We start from the raw sequence: 18,014 nt of genomic DNA, 5'->3' as shown, positions 1-18,014 counted from the left end.
GCATTCACATATCTCAGTGGAGCGTCCTGCAATTCCACTCTCCCCTGTGGAGAGGGGTTAGGGGTGAGGGTGGATACGGGCGCAGGCATTGGTTTCCTGAAGAAAACCGCGCGTTCGTCGCAACCCTCACCCCCGCCCCTCTCCACAAGGGAGAGGGGAGAAACCGCGTCAGGCCTTCAGAGACTGAATCGAATCCTGCAGCAGCTTGCGGCGCGAAGGGACATGACACCCGTCGAGCCTGATTCAGGTCGCCAAAGAGGCCGCCATAGGTCACCCCGCCGCGCGGGTCAGCGCCGCGATGTAGAAGCCGTCCGTACCGGTGGTGCGGGGCGTCAGGCGCAGGCCCGGGCCCGATTTCGAAGCATGATTTCCGAGTTGCGGGACACCAGCGCGCGCAGCCATTACACCTGCGTCCAGCGGCAAAAGATCGGGATGGGCGGCCAGCAGCGCGGCAATGCGATCCTCGTTCTCTTCATGGAGCACCGAGCAGGTCGCATAGAGCAGCCGGCCACCTGGCTTGAGATAGCGGACCGCCGCGGCCAGAACTTCATCCTGCGCCTTGCAGCGTTGTTCGAGGGCGCCGGGTCGAAGGCGCCATTTGGCATCCGGATTGCGCCGCCAGGTGCCGGTCCCGGTGCAGGGGGCGTCGATGAAGACGAGGTCACAGCGACCCGCCAGATCGGCCAGCACATCCTGCGTGCCGCGCGGCGCTCGCACCTGGATGTTGCGCGCATCGGCCCGCGCCAGCCGGTCATAGATCGGGGTCAGCCGGCGCCCATCCGCGTCGGCCGCATAGACCTGGCCCTTGTTTTCCATCATGGCCGCCAGCGCGAGCGTCTTGCCGCCACCGCCGGCACAGAGATCGAGCACCTGCTGGCCCGGACCGGCACCGCTCAGCAAGGCGGCCAGTTGGGAGCCCTCGTCCTGCACTTCGACGAGCCCCTTGGCATAAGCGGGCTCGGCCGCCATGGCGGGGGCGCGGTCGCTGTGCACCAGGCGCAATCCCCAAGGGGAATAAGGGGTAGGCTCCGGCCCGAGATGCTTGAGCGCGCGTTCCGCCTTGGCGCGATCGCCCTTGAGAAGGTTGGTCCGGAGATCGACGGGCGCGCGACGGGACAGAGCCTCACCTTCGGCCGCGGTGTCCTGACCGAACACGGCCGCGAAAGAGGGGGCGAGCCATTCGGGAATATCACCGCGAATGTGATCCGGGGCATCGGCAAGCGTATCTGTGTCGAGCCGCGCAAGCTCGGCCTCGGTGAGAGGTGCGGGCGCATGGTCCTGTCCGGTCAGCAGGCCCGCGATGGTCTCGGACGTCATGCCACGGATGCGGCGCAAGGCGCCGAGCAGCACCGCGCGAGGCGACGCGTCGCCCATGATCCAGGCCGCTGAGGCATGAACCCGAAGCGCGTCATAGGCGAGATCGCCGATGGCGGCGCGGTCTTTGGAGCCAGCGAAGCGATGGCTGCGCCCCCAATCCCGCAGAACATCCGCCACCGGGCGGCGTTGCTCATCCATCACAGTGAGGATCTCAATGGCTGCCGAGAGCCTTGCAGAGGGGTTCATTACAGTTTCGCCACATTTGAGCCGGGAAGGGCCGTATTGAAGATGGTGCGCCGCCATAAAAGCGGCTGCGGAATTATTCAGACCCACGAAGGACTTTCATGACCCGGATTCTGTGCCGGTCGGCTCTCGCCGCCCTTGCCTTGTCGCTGGCGGCCTGCGCCTCAGCACCCCCGCCGCCCCCGCCCATGATGGCGCCCCCGCCGCGCCACGCCGACGCAAAGACGACGCTCGAAAACCATCAGTAAGGCAAACGTCCCAAACGGGAAGCTTGCATCAGGTGTGAGCCGCCGAAAGGCGCTCACACTTTTTTGCTTTCAGAGCAGCTTGCCCGCGTGCGGGGTGATCTATTGAAAACGAGGCCGCGATTTTGGGATCGCGGTCGATGGCAGTTGCAACGGCATCCGGATAAACCGGATCACACGCCCGTCGGGTAGTTCGGGCTCTCGCGCGTGATCGCGACGTCATGCACATGGCTCTCGCGCAAGCCTGCCCCCGTGATGCGATGGAACTTCGCCTTCTGCTGGAATTCGGCGATCGTGGCGGCGCCCACATAACCCATCGCGGCCCGCAAGCCGCCAGCCAGTTGGTGCAAGATCGGGCCGGCCGGTCCCCGATAAGGCACCTGCCCCTCGATGCCCTCCGGGACCAGCTTCATCTGATCCTTGATCTCCTGCTGGAAATAACGGTCGGCCGAGCCCCGCGCCATGGCGCCTACCGACCCCATGCCACGATAGGCCTTGAACGAGCGGCCTTGATACAGGAACACCTCGCCCGGCGCCTCGTCGGTTCCCGCCAGAAGCGAGCCGATCATGACGCTCTCGGCCCCTGCCCCGATGGCTTTGGCGAAGTCGCCTGAATATTTGATGCCGCCGTCGGCGATCACAGGCGTGTCCTGCTTGCGTGCCTCCTCGACGGCTTCCAGGATGGCGGTAAATTGCGGCACGCCCACACCCGCCACGATCCGAGTGGTGCAGATCGACCCCGGTCCAATGCCGACCTTGATGCAATCGGCGCCAACGTCGATCAGCGCTTTGGCGCCTTCGCTCGTCGCCACATTGCCGGCGATGATCGCGACCTTGTTCGACTGGCGCTTGAGACGTGAGACCTGGTCGAGCACATGCTGGGAATGACCGTGCGCCGTATCGACGATGATGCAGTCGACACCCGCCTCCATCAGCAGCAGGGACCGCTCGAATCCCTTGTCGCCGACGCTGGACGCCGCAGCCACCCGCAGGCGCCCTTCGGGGTCCTTGCAAGCGTTGGGGTGCATCGTCGCCTTTTCCATGTCCTTGACGGTCAGGAGGCCGACGCAGCGTCCTTCGTCATCGACCACAACCAGCTTCTCGATGCGGTTTTGGTGCAAAAGCCGGCGGGCATCGTCCGGGCGGACGCCCTCCCGTACGGTGATCACCTTCCGGGTCATCAATTCGTGAATCGGCTGTGACGGATCGTCGCCGAACCGGACATCGCGGTTGGTGAGGATGCCGAGCAAGATCGCCGGCTGCGATTTCGGTCCCGGCTCCACAACCGGAATACCCGAAATATTGTGGTGGCGCATCAGCGCAAGGGCGTCCGCGAGCGTCGCATCCGCATGGATCGTGATCGGGTCGACCACCATGCCGCTTTCGTAGCGCTTCACTTTGCGGACTTCCTCCGCCTGCGCTTCCGGCTCCAGATTGCGGTGAATCACTCCAATGCCGCCGGCCTGGGCCATGGTGATGGCGAGACGCGCCTCGGTCACAGTATCCATGGCCGAGGAAAGAAGCGGCAGGTTCAGTTCGATGCTACGGGTGAGCCTCGTCTTAAGGCTCACGTCGCGCGGCATGACGGTCGAGTGTCCCGGCCGCAGGAGGACGTCGTCGAAGGTCAGAGCCTCGGTCAGGATATCGCGTGCCAACATGTGCCACTCCGAGAGTCGCCCAGGCGGCAGATGCCAGCTCAGGAACGAAGAAAGAGCGGCTGAAATCCATGTTCAGCCGCAGGGAATTGGCAGGGGCACATAGCATGCCGTCCCGGCACTGCAAAGCCTGAGGCTGCCCCGAAACCGCCATTCGGCCCGGCAACAAGGCTCCCCTGCCGCCAGCGCATCCCTGGTCCCGAGTATATCGTGCCTTCTCGCCTCCTCACACCCCTCATCGTGGCCTGCGCGCTGTTCATGGAAAACATGGACTCGACGGTGCTCGCGACCTCGCTGCCCGCCATCGCGGTCGATCTGCATCAAGACCCGATCGCGCTCAAACTCGCCTTGACGTCTTATCTCCTGAGTCTCGCGATCTTCATCCCGGCCAGTGGGTGGGCGGCGGACCGGTTCGGTGCCCGGACGGTGTTTCGGTCAGCCATCGTGGTCTTTACGCTCGGCTCGATCCTCTGCGGTCTGTCCAGCACCTTGCCGGGCTTTGTGGCGGCGAGAATGTTCCAAGGGGCCGGCGGGGCCATGATGGTTCCGGTCGGACGACTCGTACTGTTCCGCTCGGTTCCGCGAGACGAATTGGTTCAGGCACTGGCCTATCTGACGATCCCGGCCCTGCTTGGGCCGATCCTGGGGCCGCCGCTCGGTGGCTTCATCACCACCTACGCGCACTGGCGCTGGATCTTCTGGATCAACGTCCCGATCGGGCTGCTGGGGGTCGTGCTGGCGACCCTCTACATCCCCAACATTCGCGAAAAGACGGTGTGGCCGCTCGACATCCTCGGGTTCATCCTGTCCGGCGTCGGTCTTTCGGCGCTCATGTTCGGCCTGACGGTGGCGGGGCGTGGTTTTCTGTCGCCGCTGGTGACGCTGGGGCTCGTTCTCGGCGGCGGCGTCACGATAGCGGTCTATGTCTGGCATGCCGGGCGAGCGCCCTATCCAATCATCGACCTTAAGCTTTTGAAGGTCGCAACCTTCCGTGGCAGCGTGCTCGGAGGCTACCTCTTTCGCCTCGGCATCGGCGCATTGCCTTTTCTGCTACCACTCCTGCTGCAGCTCGGGCTGGGCATGACGCCATTCCAATCTGGCTGTCTGACATTCGCGTCGGCCGCGGGCGCCATGCTGATGAAGACGACCGCGCAGACAATCCTGCGCCGCTTCGGCTTCCGCACGGTTCTGGTCACCAACGCACTGATCAGCAGTGTCTTTCTGCTGCTCTATGGCACCTTCACGTCCACGACCCCTCTCGCTCTGATGTTCGGCCTGCTGCTCGCGGGTGGTTTCTTCCGCTCGCTCGAATTCACCGGCATCAACGCGATCGCCTATGCGGATATCGACAACCCAACCATGAGCCGGGCCACGAGCTTCGCCTCGGTGGCCCAGCAACTCTCGCTCTCGAGTGGCGTGGCCGTGGGCGCGGCGGTGATCGAATTCTCGCGCGTCGCCCATGGGGACAGCGTGTTGCGGGTGCAGGATTTCGGCGCCGCCTTCACCGTGGTCGGTCTCATCTCGGCCGTGTCGGCTCTCGTGTTCCTGAGGCTGCCAAGAGACGCTGGCGCGTCGCTGACAGGGCGACCTCGCTACGACGCGTCGGCTTCGGCCACTTCTTCAGCCGATGCACCGGAGGCCGTGCCCCTGAAGCCGGTCGCCAGAACGTAAAGCTCGGCGGAATCCTGCCGGCTTGCCTGCGGTTTGATGTGACGCACGACGGCGAAGTCGCGCTTCAACCCGGCCAGCAGCGTGCCCTCCGTCCCTCCCTGCAGCACCTTGGCCAGGAAGAAACCGCCCGGCTTCAGCACCTCGACCGCAAAGCTCACGGCGAGTTCCACCAACGCCACGATCTTGATGTGATCGGTCTTGCGATGGCCCGTGGCATTGGCGGCCATATCGGAGATGACGCCATCGGCTTGCCCATCCAGCATAGCCCGAACGCGATCGGGAGCGTCTTCGTCGAGGAAATCCATCTGCGTGAAGGCGACGCCCGGCACCGGCTCCATGTCGAGGAGATCGATGGCCACGATGCCGCCCTGCCCCTTATCGGCGCCGATGCGGGTCGCGGCGACCTGCGACCACCCGCCTGGCGCCGCGCCGAGGTCGACGAGTCGCTGCCCCCGCCTGAGAAGCCGGTATTTGTCGTCGATCTCCGCGAGCTTGAAGGCGGCCCGAGAGCGAAATCCCTCGCGGCGCGCTTGCGCCACATAGGGATCATTCAGCTGTCGTTGCAGCCAGATCGTCGACGACAAGGAGCGTTTGCGGGCGGTCTTGACCCGTATCTTGAGGGAGCGTCCGCCCGCGCGTCCCCCCACTCCCGCCTTTTCGGTCACCAGCCCGACCTCGCGCCCGGCAATTGCGCCCAGGCTTTGTCCTTCTGCATCATCTTCATCAGGATACCTTCGCGCAGGCCACGATCGGCGATGCGCAGCCTCTCGCATGGAAATGCGCGCCGGATGGCCTCCAGAATGGCGCAGCCGGCGAGCACGAGATCAGCCCGATCGGGCCCGATACATCCATGCGCGGCCCGCGACTCGAACGGCATGGCACGAAGGTGAGACATGGCGGTCGTGACTTCCGCATTGGACATCCAGAGACCATCCACCCGGCGACGGTCATAACGGTCGAGCCCGAGGTAGACGCCTGCCACGGTCGTGACCGTGCCCGATGTCCCAAGCAGATGGAAACGCGGACAGCGGCCATTGTTCCGCGCCGCGTCCACGAATTCGGACATCGCGTCGGCCACGAATGTCACCATCGCTTCGAAGCGCTCCGCCGTGACATCATGTCCGCCGAAGCGATCCGCGAGCGTCACCACGCCAAGCGGCAGCGATGTCCAGGACCGGATGCGGTTCTTGATTGTATTCTCATCCCGTGCCACCCGGGCCCGAGCGCCATCAAGCCAGACGAGCTCGGACGAGCCACCGCCGATGTCGAACAGGAGCACACCTTCGGCCTGTCCGTCCGCCAGCGCCGCACATCCGGATGCCGCCAACGCCGCTTCCGTTTCACGATCCACGACCTCCAGATCGAGGCCGATTTCCGAAGCGACTCGCGTGATGAAATCAGGCCCGTTCGCGGCGGCGCGGCAGGCCTCGGTGGCCACGAGGTGCATCCGTCTCACCCCGCGCGCCTGTAATTTGTCTCGACACACGGTCAAAGCCCCAAGCGTCCGGTCGATCGCACCGTCGCAAAGCCGTCCTGTCAGGGCCAACCCCTCGCCCAGTCGAACGATGCGCGAGAATGAATCGACGATCTTGAACCCGTCATGGGACGGCCGTGCGATCAGCAGCCGGCAATTGTTCGTTCCGAGGTCGAGGGCCCCGTAGACCATGCGGGACGGGCCAGCCGAACCTGTTGCACAAGATGTCTCGCGGGACGGACTGAATACCTCTGGGCGATGCGGCTCGACGGTCATCAGGGCCATAGCGTTGAACCGTTTCCTCTCGTCCCGCGCGATCTCACGTTAGCCGTTATCGGTCGCTTTTCATGAATGTAACGCTTGTGACACAAAAAAGCCAAGCACCGCCGGGGCTTCAGTCCTTCGACCCCCACCGACTTCCTAACGTCCGGTAAAATCGCGCAGATTTCGCCCTGCCGCACCTGCATGGCTGGCCTTGCTGCTTTGCACATCTATTCATCTTGCTTTGCACAAGATTGGAGCACAAATATACATGGAACACGAAACTAGGACCAAATACCGTGCTGACCCGATTACAAAATGTGCTGAAATCTTTGCGCGAGCGCACTCAACGGCAGGCCGCGATCCGCGAATTGTCGGCCTTGAACGACTACCAACTGGCCGATATCGGCGTGGAGCGGGGATCGCTTGTGGATGCCGTCAACGGACGGCTGCAGCGTCACCAGGCGTTCTGACCCAAGCATCGCGGACCTTGGTGGATTTGGGCTAGCCAGATCCCGCCGGAGGGTGTATCGAGCCCCCGGATTTGGTGCTGTCGCTCCCTGAGCGGCAGCCTTTTTGCTTGTGGAGTTTGATATGGCCGTTCCGAAACGAAAAACCTCGCCAATGAAGCGCGGCTTCCGTCGCTCTGCTGACGCCTTGGCCCAGCCCACCTATGTCGAAGACAAGGACTCGGGCGAGCTGCGCCGTCCGCATCACGTCGATCTCAAGAGCGGTATGTATCGTGGCCGCATGGTGTTGAAGCCCAAGGCTGCGGCGGTCGAGGCTGACTGAGCCAGTCGAGCACGAAGCGTGATCCGGCGTCGGACTTCGCCCGGCGCCTTTTTTGTGCCTGACACCCGCTACGACGAGCGGCTTCGGCCGTCCTCGGGGTGGCGGTCGTATGCGCAATGGCTAAGATGCACCTAGAATAGCCGGCGATGGCTAAGTCCGCAGTACCAGACCGGTCAGGCGGAGCGCGGGAACGCGCGTATGCTGACGCAAAACCCTGGACGCACATAAGATGGTGATCCGACCCGCTGGCGCCGAAGACGCCGCTGCCATTTGGTCGATCATCGGCCCGACAATCCGGGCGGCGGAGACCTACGCGCTCCCGCCTGACATGACCGAAGCCGCCGCGATCGCCTACTGGATGGGACCCGACAGGCGCACGTTTGTCCTTGAAGAGGCGGGTGACATTCTTGGCAGCTACTACATCCGGCCGAACCAGTTCGGCGGTGGCAGCCATGTCTGCAATTGCGGCTACATGACCGCGGCACGGGCTGCCGGCCGCGGCATCGCGCGACATATGTGCGAGCACTCTTTGAATGAGGCCAGACGCCTGGGCTTCAAGGCGATGCAGTTCAATTTCGTGGTCGGCACGAATGAACGCGCGGTGCGTCTGTGGCAGTCGTTCGGGTTCGACATCGTCGGCAGGCTTCCCCTCGCCTTTGATCACCCGACACATGGGCTCGTCGACGCCCTCGTCATGTTTCAAGCCCTTTGAAATCAACCGAGAGCTTCGAAACGGCAGGATGTGATCGGTCTTCGCTGCGACGTCCTGCGGCAATGAGCTTCGCCTTTTGGCTCCCTACTCTGCTCGACGATCGATTGGAGCACCCTAGAACCCGTTTGATCCGGCCATAGGAGCATCCAATGAGCGAGCCCATCCTCAGCGACAAGGGACTGTCGATTTTCGTCTTCGCGGCCTATCACCAGTTGACGTCGGGCGAGACCGTATCTGAGGTGGTGCTGCAAGACGGGGCCGGTCATGCGGCCGATCCGCAGGGTGTGCGCGAGGTCGAGGCGATCGGTCTGGCCCGTGTGGATCATGATCGCGCCGTTCTCACCGATGCAGGCCTCACGTATTTAGGCCAGGTGCTCAATGCCGTTCGCTCGACGGTCGGCAAGGTCACCAGCGGTCGCGCTGTAGCCTGAGCGCGAACCCGGCCACCGCGGTGGAGTTGGACGATCACGACCGCCTGTATCGCGTGGCGCGACCACGCGAGGTCGCCTGCCGTGTCGGGGCATGAAAGTCGCACGGCTTGGTGCGAACCCAGTCCAGGAATTCCGCGAGAGCAGGTTCCGCCCTGAGCGTCTCGATCGTGTTCAGCCGCCGAGCGAGCTCAGTCTCGGAAAAGCGGGCGTGGATGGCACTATGGCAGATTTGATGGAGGATGACGGTCTCTCCTCTCGCGCCCCCTTTGAGTTTGGGAACAAGGTGGTGCCGGCTCGATTTTGCACCGTCTGGGATGGGCCGGTCGCAGAGCGGGCAAAAGAGGTCCATCACGTGGTTGATCCATAACCACCGCGCCCGAGGGGCCGGCCTGGCCATCCGCATCTGCGGGGGCACCCATGATGCCGGAACCGATCGAGCCTTGGACTGCGTCATTTCGGCGTCAAAATTGCAGGACTGACCCCGCAGGACACCCATTTCCGAGATGCGTGCGCGGACGGGTTCAATTTGCTTTAAATCTGTTGACATATGCTGGGATGGCTTGGGTCATACGGCCTGGTCGACAATGATGCGGCCCCGTCGCGACCGTCAGGAAGGACTTTGGACGTCGACCCGCCCTCGCCACGCCGTCAAACCTGGCCCGCCCTCGCGCGCGGCCAGCGGCTCTACTGCGTCGGTGACATTCACGGTCGGCTCGACCTCCTGGACGGCGTGCTGCACCGCATCACGTCGGACCTTGCGGCCGATCCGATCGCCGATCTCCTGTTCGTGTTTTTAGGCGACTATATCGATCGCGGGCCGAACAGCTTTGGGGTCTTGGACCGCCTGTCGACGCTCTCCAGCATTGTGCCGACCGTGTTCCTTAAAGGAAATCACGAGGCCATCCTGATCGACTTCCTATGGCAGCCGCTGGTTCTCCCTTTCTGGAAATCGATGGGCGGCTACCCGACCTTGCTGTCCTACGGACTGGTGCCGCCGCTGCAGCCGACTGACCAAGACTGCTATAGCCTCGCAGACGCACTGCAGGTTGCAATGCCGGACAGCCATCGCGCTTTCTTCGAATCGTTGCAAACCTCGCATCAGGAGGGGGATTACCTCTTCGCCCATGCGGGGATCAATCCGGGCCGGCCGCTCGATTCGCAGACCGAGCGGGATCTGCTCTGGATTCGTGACGCATTTCTCAAAAGCACGCGCCGTTTCGATAAGTTCGTCGTGCACGGTCACACACCCGTCAAAGACCCAGACGTGACCGCCAACCGGGTGAATATCGACACCGGAGCCTATGCGACCGGCCGCCTGACCTGCCTGGTGTTGGAAGAAGACACCCGGCGGTTCCTTTAGGCCTGCACTCGCCAAAGACCGCTCCAGCCTAATTTCCTCTTGTCAACGTCCTGATTTCGGTCCCGGCGAAACCCGGCCACGCGCTTGTGCATCGCACCATAACCGAAAATTTACGTTGATTCACATTGCAACCTGTGCGTGAATAGAACAGAGAGTTCTAACGCTTCTATTGGCAACGAGGATCATTCGTTGAGTTTCGGCAAAGGGCTTTCATGCTGGTTCAGAAGCGTTGCGTCTGGATTCTGATCACGGCTGTGGCACTCGATTGTACAGGCTGTTCGTCCCTGCCAGTGGCAGGTCCGACATCTGCTGCAATCGAGAGCCGCGACTCGTCGGTGGTGCCTTACCACCTCGTTCCGGTAACGGCGAACACCGTTGCCGTGCTTGAGCAGAATGAGCCCAAGGGGCTTGCAGGTGTTTTCACAGATGGGCGTCCCCCGGCCAATCTGGTTCTCGGCATTGGCGACGTCGTTGGCGTCACGGTGTTCGAGGCCGCAGCCGGCGGACTGTACATCCCGGCCGAGGCCGGGGTCCGACCTGGCAACTTCGTGCAGTTGCCAGAACAGACAATCGACAACGACGGCAATATCACCATGCCCTACGGAGGCATCATCCGCGCCGCTGGCCATACGACGGTTCAAGTTCAGAACGCGATCATTTCGCGCATCAAGAATCGCGCCATCGACCCTCAGGTTGTCGTCTCCGTGACCTCGCAGCGGACGAGCCTCGTATCCGTCATGGGCGAGGTGAATTCGCCACAGCGTTTCGCCGCTGCCGCCTCCGGTGCGGGTGATCGCATCACAGATGCCTTGACGCGGGCCGGTGGCATTCGCGGCCAGGGATACGAGACTTGGGTGGTTCTTGATCGCGGCGGACGTCGCGCGACCGTTCCATTCGAAAACCTCATCATGAATGCAGCGAACAACATCTACATTCAGCCGGGAGACCGGATCTATGTCTACCGCGAGCAGCAGAAGTTCATCGCGTTCGGTGCATCCGGGCAGCAGGGGGAATTTCCCTTTGATGCGTGGCGGATCAATCTGGCCGAGGCGGTCGCTAAGGCTGGAGGTCTTGTAGACACCCAGGCCGATGCTGCCTCGGTGTTCCTCTACCGGCAGGAACCCAGAGATGTCGCGGCGATGCTCGGCGCGAATGTTTCAGGTTTCACGGGCCCGACAGTGCCGGTGATCTTCCAGATCAGCCTTGCGGATCCATCGGGTTACTTCCTGGCCACCAAGTTCATGGTTCGCAACCAGGACGTTCTCTTTATCGCCAATGCCAAGGAAGTGGAGATCAGCAAGTTCCTGTCGCTGCTCAGCCTCTTCACCAATACGGCGGCCAACGCCGGTTACGCGGTCACGACCGGCTATGCGGTTCGCGCCGCAATCCGATCAAACTGAGTCACTGCTCGTCTTATCAGGCAAAGATCGACAATCGAGGGTCATTAGTCGAGTTCAACGATCAGATAACCTTCCACGGGGCCAATTTTGAAAGATCTGAATAGCAGAGCCTCTCTGTCAGATCTTTCCCGCAGCTGAATACACCGGACTTTTTTGACAGTGCGTCAGTACTGAAGGACGTCGCTCGTCTTGCGGCTACCCTTCTGCGCGCGCTGATCCACGGGAGAGGCGCAATGGCGCAGACTTGTCGCAGGACCGTTTGCATCAAGGAACCCAGCCGAAGCAGGCAGCCTCGCACACCAATCGTGGCAGGAAGGGCGTCTGATGGTTTTGTCCTTCCCAGCGTCCTTCGGGGGGCGGCCCCGTGATCGGGTCTTTTCTGCTGGGCGGTTTCCGGGTTCGGAGCACACGGACCGACTTGCTCATCCGCTTTCTCCAGACACGCATGCGGGCCAATCGCAAGATCGCCATCGGGTTCGTGAACCATCACTTCGTCACCTCCTGCCAAGATCTAGGTTGCGGACTCTCGAACAAGGAAAGTTATCTTCTCGTCAACGATGGTATCGGCATGCAGATCGCGGCTTTCCTGCGCTTCGGTCGAGGCTTTCGCGAGAACATGAACGGCACAGATTTCGTGCCACGCTTTTTAGAGAGGCTGCGCGGAACCGCTTCGGTTTACCTGATTGGCAGCACGCCGGAGGTCGTTGCGGCCGCCGCCGCGCGGATCGCGAACAATCCCGGCTGCCGCGTCGCCGGCTATTGTGACGGCTTTTCCGTCTGGGAGCGGGAAGATGAGGTCTTAAAGGAAATCGCCGCCGCCTCGCCTGACATCTTGTTGGTCGGGCTCGGCAATCCTCTGCAGGAACAATGGGTGCTCCAACATTGGGACCGCCTCGACGCGAAACTTATCTTCGGCGTCGGTGCCCTGTTCGATTGGATGACCGGGAAGCGGCGGCGCGCGCCAGCTCTCATCAGGCGCTTGCGGCTCGAATGGGTCTACCGCGTCGCTATCGAACCCAAGCGGCTGTTGCGGCGATACACGGTCGGCGTGATCCACTTCTTTTCGCTCGTCTTTGTCGCACCGTCGCCTGTTCAACCCAGGGAATGGACCGGATCATGAAGGTGATCCATGTCGTTCGTCAGTTTGCGCCCTCGATCGGCGGCCTCGAAGAGGCTGTCCTGAAGCTTTGCCTGACGCTCCAAAAGCGGGGTGTCGAGACGGCTGTCGTGACTTTGGACAGGATTGCGAACGGAGGACCAGAGCGTTTGCCCGGTCTCGCCGCGGTCCAAGGTGTGGAGGTCCGACGGATCCCGTTTCGCGGGTCTTTCCGGTATCCGGTGGCCCCTGCGGTTCTGTCGCGGATCGGCGATGCCGACATCGTCCATGTTCACGGAATCGACTTCTTCTTTGACTTTCTCGCCGCGACCCGTTGGATCCACCGGAGGCCTTTGGTCGCCTCGACCCATGGCGGATTCTTCCACACGGCGTTCGCGCAGCAGCTCAAGCGCGCCTTTTTTCAAACCGCCACCCGTACATCGGCGCACGCCTATCGTACCATCTTCGCCTCGAGCGACAGTGACCTCGATCTTTTTCGGCCCATCGCGGCCCGCAAACTCATGCTGGCCGCCAATGGCGTCGACTTCCAGAAATGGCGGGACCGCGGCAGCCGGCGCCCCATCCGGACTCTGCTCTACATCGGGCGCTTTTCGTCTAACAAGAATCTCGCAGCGCTCTTTCCTGTGCTCTGCGCGTTGCGGAAGATCGACCCGTCATGGTCACTGATCATCGCGGGCCGCCCGTGGGACGTGACGACGGCCGAACTCCGGGAGGGCGCGCGGTCTCATGCAATGACCGATGCCGTGACCATTTTGGATAGCCCAAGCGATAACGAGATCGCCGCCGCCATCGGCCATGCAAGCTATATCGTCTCGGCATCGCGGCACGAAGGCTTCGGCATCAGCATCGTCGAGGGCCTGTCGGCCGGGCTGGTCCCGGTTCTCAGCCGCATCCCGCCGTTCGCCAAGCTGATCGGGGATGCCGGTCTGGGATTGTTGACCGATTTTGACGCCGCACCCGCAGCCGCGGCCTCGATCGAGGCGCAACACCTCAGCCTGCTGGATCGTTCAGCGGAAATGCGGGCGACCGCACTCGCTTCGGTCGATCGCTATTCCTGGGATGCAGCGGCGGACATCATGCATCGCGCCTATACGGCGGCTCTGGACCGCCGCGCGAATGCGCCGACGGTCACCGCAGCCCCGCTGTCATGAGTGAGGAGATTCCCATGAAGGTTCGTCGTGTCTCCATACTCTGCGCAGTGGTTTTGAGCGTTGCGGCTCTCGTGCACGCGGCGCCCGCGAGCGCTGAGGAAAACCGCCTGCTGCCGTTCTGGGGCGAGCCTTATCCGACGGGCTATGTCGGCGCCGAGCCCGAATGTCTGGTCTTGCGGCATGTTCGAACAAAACGCGGCCTGCGGAGCGTGACAGAAGATCGATGTGCGGTGGTTCTCCATGCGCGCGACTGACCCTAATCTCCCGCGGACTCCGGCTGTCAGCAAGAACGCGTCGCTTCGTGCCTACGCAGGCCGCCCAAGTTTGCTTGAAGCAGCGGGAAAGACTGCTTGATGCTTCAAACGAGCAAGGGCTCGGTTCAGAGTCTCGCCTATGAGCCGCATCGCGATTTCGACGCAGGCTCGGTGGTCGACGCGTTCCAGGCGATGTTGGGGCTGGTGCGGCGGCACTGGCCGTTGTTCGTCCTGCTGCCGGCGCTGCTCCTCGGCTGCGGCGTCGCCTATCTCGTCGTGACGCCGCCCGTTTATGTGGCTCAGGCCACGATGGTGCTCGACGTGCTCAAGGTGCATGCGTTTCAGCAACAATCGGCCAACAGCGATCAGCCCGAAGATGCCGTCGCGATTCAAACGCAGCTCGAAGTATTGCGATCGGACGCCATCGCGACGGCGGTGGTCAAGAGCCTCCAATTGCAGAACGACCCTGAATTTGTCCGCTCGCGCGAGGGACTTTCAGACGAGCAGGCGCAGGCTATCGCGACCAAAGCCGTGGCCAATAGCCTCGTGGTCAGCCGGGTGCCTGCCACCTATGCCGTGATGATCGGCTTTCAATCCCATGATCCCGAGAAGGCGGCCCGTGTCGCCAACGCGACCGTCGATGCTTATGTGAGCGATCAGCTCGACGCCAAGTTTCAGGCCACCCGTCGGGCGAGCGTGTGGCTGCAGGACCGGTTGAACGAACTCGGCGTCCAATCCAGTGGCGCCGAAAAGGCTGTGGCCGATTTCAAGGCCAAGAACAATATCGTGGCGGCCGACGGTCGATTGATGAACGAACAGCAGATGTCGGAGGCGAGCAGCCAACTCGCCAGCGCCCGGGCGGCCACGGCAGAGGCCAAGGCGCGCCTCGACCGCATCAACGATGTGATGAAACAGGCGGTGCCGGACGCGTCCACGACCGAAGCCCTCCACAACGAAATCATCGTGCGGCTGCGTCAACAGATCCTCGACCTGCAGGCCCGGCAGCAGCTTTTCGCGACCCGCTACGGTGCCAAACACCAGGCGACGCTTAACATTCAGGATCAGATCGCCGGCATGCAGCGAAGCATCACCGACGAGATGAAGAAAGTCGCCGAAGGAGCCCGCAGCGACTATGTCGTGGCCCAGGCCCGCGAAGCCGCGCTGACCGCGAACCTCACAAGCAGTGTGACGGTCTCGGAAAGCACCAACCAGTCGCTGGTTCGGCTCCGTGAGTTGCAGAGCGCGGCGCAATCCTCCCGCACGCTCTATGATAACTTCCTGCAGCGCTACATGGATGCCGTGCAGCAGGAATCCTATCCCGCCACCGAGGCCAGGCTCATCACGCCTGCCACACGTCCCTATCTGCCCAGCAAACCCAACAAGACGGGAACACTTGGCGCCGCCCTGGCCGGAGGCCTGCTCCTGAGTTTCGGCATCGCTGCCTTGCGGGAACTCATGGATGGCGTGTTCCGCTCGGCGGGTCAGGTGGAGAAACAGGTGGCTCTCGGCTGCATCGCTACGCTCCCGAAAGTGAAGCGGTCGAAATCCCTACTTCTGGCGAGCGCCGCAAGTCCGGCCTCCGTTGACCGAGGCTCCCGGCGGATCGTTGCCGCCACAGATTCACTCTACCGGCACGTGATCGACGAGCCCTTCTCGGCTTTCGCCGAAGGCTTGCGGTCGATCAAGATCGCGGTCGACGTCGCCAATGTCGGTAAGAGCCATCAGGTGATCGGCGTCACCTCCACGCTGCCGAACGAAGGCAAGTCGACGATTTCGGCGAATTTCGCGCACCTCATCGCCCACGCGGGCAGCCGTGTTCTGCTGGTGGATGCGGACCTGCGCAGCCCGTCCCTCTCGCGCCTCTTCGCGCCCGACGCGGCCGGCGGTCTCATCGACGTCGTGGCCGGACGCCGCAACCTTGCCGAACTGATCCGCGTCGACGAGGGGTCGCAACTGGATTTCCTGCCCGCCGGTGCCGCCCCCAAGCTGCTCCACACCAACGAGATCCTCGGCTCGGAAAGCATGCGCGCCTTCTTCGCCGCCGCACGAAACCACTACGATTATATCGTGGTCGACCTCTCCCCCCTCGCCCCTGTGGTCGACGCGCGCGCGACCACGCATTTTATCGATTCCTACGTCTACGTCGTCGAATGGGGCTCGACGAAGATCGACGTCGTCGAAACCGTCCTCAAGGACTCACGCGAGATCTATGACGCGACTCTGGGGATCGTGCTGAACAAAGCGGATCTGTCGGTCCTAGGGCGCTATGATCGGCACAGGGGCGCGGGGTACAATAAGAAGTACTACAAGAAATATGGGTATATGTCGTGAGCCCGCGCGATAAGACGATCGCGCGTCCGGCTGAGCCTCTTCGCGGTCAATCCCGCGACCACATGCCTTGCCTCGACGGGCTGCGCGGTCTTGCGGCCGTCATGGTGGTGCTCGGCCACGCCGGGGACTTCGGACTACCGTCCTTCGTCGACGGCGGCGCTAGCCATTGCGGCGTGTTGATCTTCTTTGCCCTCTCGGGTTTCCTGATGGGTGAGCTCTACCTCGTCACGCCGCCGACGCGCATCCGGGTAGAGGCCTATAGCGCGGCGCGGTTGGCCCGCATAGTGCCGATCTACTACCTCGTTGTGCTCGCGGCCTTCGCGATCCATTGGTGGGACCCGGATTTCGCCTATACGGTCACGCCGGTGCAACTCGTCCGCTTACTTACCTTTAACGGAAGCACATCGGTGTTCTGGTCCATCGGTCCAGAGGTTCAATTCTATGCCGTGTTTATCGGGCTCTGGCTTATCCGTGGCCGCCTGCAGCACGACGCGATCTTCGCGGCTGTGGTGCTCGTATTGGCCGGCCTGAGCCTCGCCAACATCCATCGCTGGCCTGGCGTCTTCGTGGCGTCGAAGTTCCACATTTTCGCGTTCGGTATGCTGGCGGCCCTGCTACGCCGCCGCCTCGTTAACCATTTTCCCCAATTTGTGCTCGTCACCGTCCACGCGCTTGCCTTCGCAATCCTGGTGATATTCTTAGCACCGGGTCTGAGCCAAATGCTTCTCGGAGAAACACACTTCGATCGGCAGGTCGACCCGGCCTTCGCAAGCTTCTACGGAAATCTCCCACGTATCCTCCTTGCAGCCTTTCTGCCCCTTGCTTTCTCGTTCGAGACGCGGTTTGCGTCCGCATTATTGGCCAATCCGGCAGCAGCAGTGCTCGGACGCTGCAGCTTCTCGATCTATCTGCTGCACGTACCGATCTACGATGCCGCGACCCGATCTGGCCTTCTGGCTCCCCTGCACGGCTGGGTTGCGACCGTGGCTGTGCTGCTTGGAACCGTGGTTCTGTCGTTCTTCACCTATAGGGTCATAGAAGCGCCCGCGCGCGGCAGAGTACGCGCCGCTCTGCTACGAGCGATTCAGGGCAAAACACGATTTTGGCTTCGGAGACAGCGGCCGGCATGACGAGCATATCGGTCGCGCTCGCGACCTACAACGGCGAGCGCTTCCTTCGTGAACAGCTTGAAAGCTTGGCCAGGCAGTCGCGCCTGCCGGACGAATTGGTCGTTGCCGATGATGGATCGACGGACAGAACGCTCGACATCGTGCGTGAATTCGCTACGAGCGCGCCATTCAAAACAGTCCTTCTGGGGATTGAAGGCCGCCTAGGCTATCGGGCCAATTTCATGCGATGCGCCCAGCATTGCAGCGGCGACCTAATCGCGTTCTGTGACCAGGATGACGTTTGGGACGAAGACAAACTGGACGTTGTCTCCAGATGCTTTGTACGCGAGGACGTGAACTTCGTCTTTCATGACTACAGGCTGATTGACGGCAATGGCGAGACGATTGCGTTCCCTAGCCCGGATTATGCAGCGTGGGTAGGCGGATGTGGCGCAACCTGCTGAAATAGCGTATGAATTGGGTGTCGAGAC

Annotated in this window: 19 protein-coding genes; 14 read left to right on the top strand and 5 right to left on the bottom strand. The window is 62.4% G+C overall.

The window, feature by feature from the left end:
* Nucleotides 1-270 precede the first annotated feature (270 nt).
* Complete coding sequence (locus M8523_RS24160; protein ID WP_282587471.1) at nucleotides 271-1,563, bottom strand: RsmB/NOP family class I SAM-dependent RNA methyltransferase; 1,293 nt, start codon at nucleotides 1,561-1,563, stop codon at nucleotides 271-273.
* Nucleotides 1,564-1,661: 98 nt separating this feature from the next.
* Between M8523_RS24160 and M8523_RS24155 the strand changes: the two genes are divergently transcribed.
* The gene (locus M8523_RS24155; protein WP_282587470.1) at nucleotides 1,662-1,808 is read left to right on the top strand and encodes a hypothetical protein; all 147 of its coding nucleotides are present in this window, start codon (nucleotides 1,662-1,664) and stop codon (nucleotides 1,806-1,808) included.
* Between the two features lie 170 nt (nucleotides 1,809-1,978).
* Here M8523_RS24155 and guaB read toward each other — a convergent pair whose 3' ends face one another.
* Nucleotides 1,979-3,463 (bottom strand): IMP dehydrogenase, encoded by a 1,485-nt coding sequence (gene guaB / locus M8523_RS24150; RefSeq protein WP_282587469.1) that lies wholly within the window; start codon nucleotides 3,461-3,463, stop codon nucleotides 1,979-1,981.
* Nucleotides 3,464-3,670: 207 nt separating this feature from the next.
* Here guaB and M8523_RS24145 point away from each other — a divergent pair, with 207 nt between their 5' ends.
* Nucleotides 3,671-5,131, top strand: coding sequence for an MFS transporter (locus M8523_RS24145; RefSeq protein ID WP_428351193.1), 1,461 nt, complete (start codon nucleotides 3,671-3,673; stop codon nucleotides 5,129-5,131).
* Here M8523_RS24145 and M8523_RS24140 read toward each other — a convergent pair.
* Both M8523_RS24140 and M8523_RS24135 read right to left on the bottom strand, forming a co-directional pair.
* Nucleotides 5,053-5,796: an RlmE family RNA methyltransferase gene (locus M8523_RS24140; RefSeq protein WP_282587468.1), complete on the bottom strand. Its 744-nt coding sequence runs from the start codon at nucleotides 5,794-5,796 to the stop codon at nucleotides 5,053-5,055. The two genes, M8523_RS24145 and M8523_RS24140, sit on opposite strands and share 79 nt — an antisense overlap.
* Nucleotides 5,793-6,890 (bottom strand): Ppx/GppA phosphatase family protein, encoded by a 1,098-nt coding sequence (locus tag M8523_RS24135; RefSeq protein ID WP_428351191.1) that lies wholly within the window; start codon nucleotides 6,888-6,890, stop codon nucleotides 5,793-5,795. The genes M8523_RS24140 and M8523_RS24135 overlap by 4 nt, the downstream gene beginning before the upstream one ends.
* 275 nt (nucleotides 6,891-7,165) lie before the next feature.
* Between M8523_RS24135 and M8523_RS24130 the strand changes: the two genes are divergently transcribed.
* The 4 genes from M8523_RS24130 to M8523_RS24115 all read left to right on the top strand — a co-directional run bounded on the left by M8523_RS24130 (nucleotide 7,166) and on the right by M8523_RS24115 (nucleotide 8,801).
* Nucleotides 7,166-7,339: a YjiS-like domain-containing protein gene (locus M8523_RS24130; RefSeq protein ID WP_282587466.1), complete on the top strand. Its 174-nt coding sequence runs from the start codon at nucleotides 7,166-7,168 to the stop codon at nucleotides 7,337-7,339.
* A gap of 121 nt (nucleotides 7,340-7,460) precedes the next feature.
* The gene (gene rpmF, locus M8523_RS24125) at nucleotides 7,461-7,658 is read left to right on the top strand and encodes a 50S ribosomal protein L32 (protein ID WP_282587465.1); all 198 of its coding nucleotides are present in this window, start codon (nucleotides 7,461-7,463) and stop codon (nucleotides 7,656-7,658) included.
* A gap of 229 nt (nucleotides 7,659-7,887) precedes the next feature.
* Complete coding sequence (locus M8523_RS24120) at nucleotides 7,888-8,370, top strand: GNAT family N-acetyltransferase (RefSeq protein ID WP_282587464.1); 483 nt, start codon at nucleotides 7,888-7,890, stop codon at nucleotides 8,368-8,370.
* 149 nt (nucleotides 8,371-8,519) lie between these two features.
* The gene (locus M8523_RS24115; protein ID WP_282587463.1) at nucleotides 8,520-8,801 is read left to right on the top strand and encodes a hypothetical protein; all 282 of its coding nucleotides are present in this window, start codon (nucleotides 8,520-8,522) and stop codon (nucleotides 8,799-8,801) included.
* 34 nt (nucleotides 8,802-8,835) lie between these two features.
* Here the strand turns inward: M8523_RS24115 and M8523_RS24110 are convergent, their stop codons facing one another.
* Entirely contained in the window at nucleotides 8,836-9,198 is a 363-nt protein-coding gene (locus tag M8523_RS24110; RefSeq protein ID WP_282587531.1) for an HNH endonuclease family protein, read from the bottom strand.
* A 222-nt stretch (nucleotides 9,199-9,420) separates the two neighbouring features.
* On the opposite strand from M8523_RS24110, the gene M8523_RS24105 reads away from it, so the two are divergent.
* The 8 genes from M8523_RS24105 to M8523_RS24070 all read left to right on the top strand — a co-directional run bounded on the left by M8523_RS24105 (nucleotide 9,421) and on the right by M8523_RS24070 (nucleotide 17,987).
* Nucleotides 9,421-10,161, top strand: a complete 741-nt coding sequence (locus tag M8523_RS24105; protein WP_282587462.1) for a metallophosphoesterase family protein — start codon at nucleotides 9,421-9,423, stop codon at nucleotides 10,159-10,161.
* Between the two features lie 212 nt (nucleotides 10,162-10,373).
* Nucleotides 10,374-11,561 carry a polysaccharide biosynthesis/export family protein gene (locus tag M8523_RS24100; RefSeq protein WP_282587461.1) on the top strand — a complete coding sequence of 396 codons (1,188 nt, stop codon included), beginning with the start codon at nucleotides 10,374-10,376 and terminating at the stop codon, nucleotides 11,559-11,561.
* 364 nt (nucleotides 11,562-11,925) lie between these two features.
* Nucleotides 11,926-12,681, top strand: coding sequence for a WecB/TagA/CpsF family glycosyltransferase (locus M8523_RS24095; RefSeq protein ID WP_282587460.1), 756 nt, complete (start codon nucleotides 11,926-11,928; stop codon nucleotides 12,679-12,681).
* Nucleotides 12,678-13,829, top strand: a complete 1,152-nt coding sequence (locus M8523_RS24090) for a glycosyltransferase family 4 protein (protein ID WP_282587459.1) — start codon at nucleotides 12,678-12,680, stop codon at nucleotides 13,827-13,829. The genes M8523_RS24095 and M8523_RS24090 overlap by 4 nt, the downstream gene beginning before the upstream one ends.
* Before the next feature lie 14 nt (nucleotides 13,830-13,843).
* Nucleotides 13,844-14,083 (top strand): hypothetical protein, encoded by a 240-nt coding sequence (locus tag M8523_RS24085; protein ID WP_282587458.1) that lies wholly within the window; start codon nucleotides 13,844-13,846, stop codon nucleotides 14,081-14,083.
* A gap of 99 nt (nucleotides 14,084-14,182) precedes the next feature.
* On the top strand, nucleotides 14,183-16,414 hold the full coding sequence (locus tag M8523_RS24080) for a polysaccharide biosynthesis tyrosine autokinase (protein ID WP_282587457.1): 2,232 nt from the start codon (nucleotides 14,183-14,185) through the stop codon (nucleotides 16,412-16,414).
* On the top strand, nucleotides 16,411-17,544 hold the full coding sequence (locus M8523_RS24075; RefSeq protein ID WP_282587456.1) for an acyltransferase family protein: 1,134 nt from the start codon (nucleotides 16,411-16,413) through the stop codon (nucleotides 17,542-17,544). The genes M8523_RS24080 and M8523_RS24075 overlap by 4 nt, the downstream gene beginning before the upstream one ends.
* Nucleotides 17,541-17,987, top strand: a complete 447-nt coding sequence (locus M8523_RS24070) for a glycosyltransferase (protein WP_282587455.1) — start codon at nucleotides 17,541-17,543, stop codon at nucleotides 17,985-17,987. Before M8523_RS24075 ends, M8523_RS24070 begins: the two co-directional genes overlap by 4 nt.
* The last annotated feature ends 27 nt before the right edge of the window (nucleotides 17,988-18,014 follow it).

The sequence above is a fragment of the Lichenifustis flavocetrariae genome, assembly GCF_026130545.1.
GTDB classification, from domain to species: Bacteria; Pseudomonadota; Alphaproteobacteria; order Rhizobiales; family Beijerinckiaceae; genus Lichenihabitans; species Lichenihabitans flavocetrariae.
This window is presented reverse-complemented; position numbering and strand designations above follow the sequence as displayed.

Bases quoted from the DNA above. Each gene is read 5' to 3' on its own strand.
- M8523_RS24120 (WP_282587464.1), top strand. From the start codon at position 7,888: ATGGTGATCCGACCCGCTGGCGCCGAAGACGCCGCTGCCATTTGGTCG.
- M8523_RS24115 (WP_282587463.1), top strand. From the start codon at position 8,520: ATGAGCGAGCCCATCCTCAGCGACAAGGGACTGTCGATTTTCGTCTTC.
- M8523_RS24090 (WP_282587459.1), top strand. From the start codon at position 12,678: ATGAAGGTGATCCATGTCGTTCGTCAGTTTGCGCCCTCGATCGGCGGC.
- M8523_RS24085 (WP_282587458.1), top strand. From the start codon at position 13,844: ATGAAGGTTCGTCGTGTCTCCATACTCTGCGCAGTGGTTTTGAGCGTT.
- M8523_RS24080 (WP_282587457.1), top strand. From the start codon at position 14,183: ATGCTTCAAACGAGCAAGGGCTCGGTTCAGAGTCTCGCCTATGAGCCG.
- M8523_RS24100 (WP_282587461.1), top strand. From the start codon at position 10,374: ATGCTGGTTCAGAAGCGTTGCGTCTGGATTCTGATCACGGCTGTGGCA.
- M8523_RS24070 (WP_282587455.1), top strand. From the start codon at position 17,541: ATGACGAGCATATCGGTCGCGCTCGCGACCTACAACGGCGAGCGCTTC.
- M8523_RS24160 (WP_282587471.1), bottom strand. From the start codon at position 1,563: ATGAACCCCTCTGCAAGGCTCTCGGCAGCCATTGAGATCCTCACTGTG.
- guaB (WP_282587469.1), bottom strand. From the start codon at position 3,463: ATGTTGGCACGCGATATCCTGACCGAGGCTCTGACCTTCGACGACGTC.
- M8523_RS24135 (WP_428351191.1), bottom strand. From the start codon at position 6,890: ATGGCCCTGATGACCGTCGAGCCGCATCGCCCAGAGGTATTCAGTCCG.
- M8523_RS24110 (WP_282587531.1), bottom strand. From the start codon at position 9,198: ATGGCCAGGCCGGCCCCTCGGGCGCGGTGGTTATGGATCAACCACGTG.
- M8523_RS24155 (WP_282587470.1), top strand. From the start codon at position 1,662: ATGACCCGGATTCTGTGCCGGTCGGCTCTCGCCGCCCTTGCCTTGTCG.
- rpmF (WP_282587465.1), top strand. From the start codon at position 7,461: ATGGCCGTTCCGAAACGAAAAACCTCGCCAATGAAGCGCGGCTTCCGT.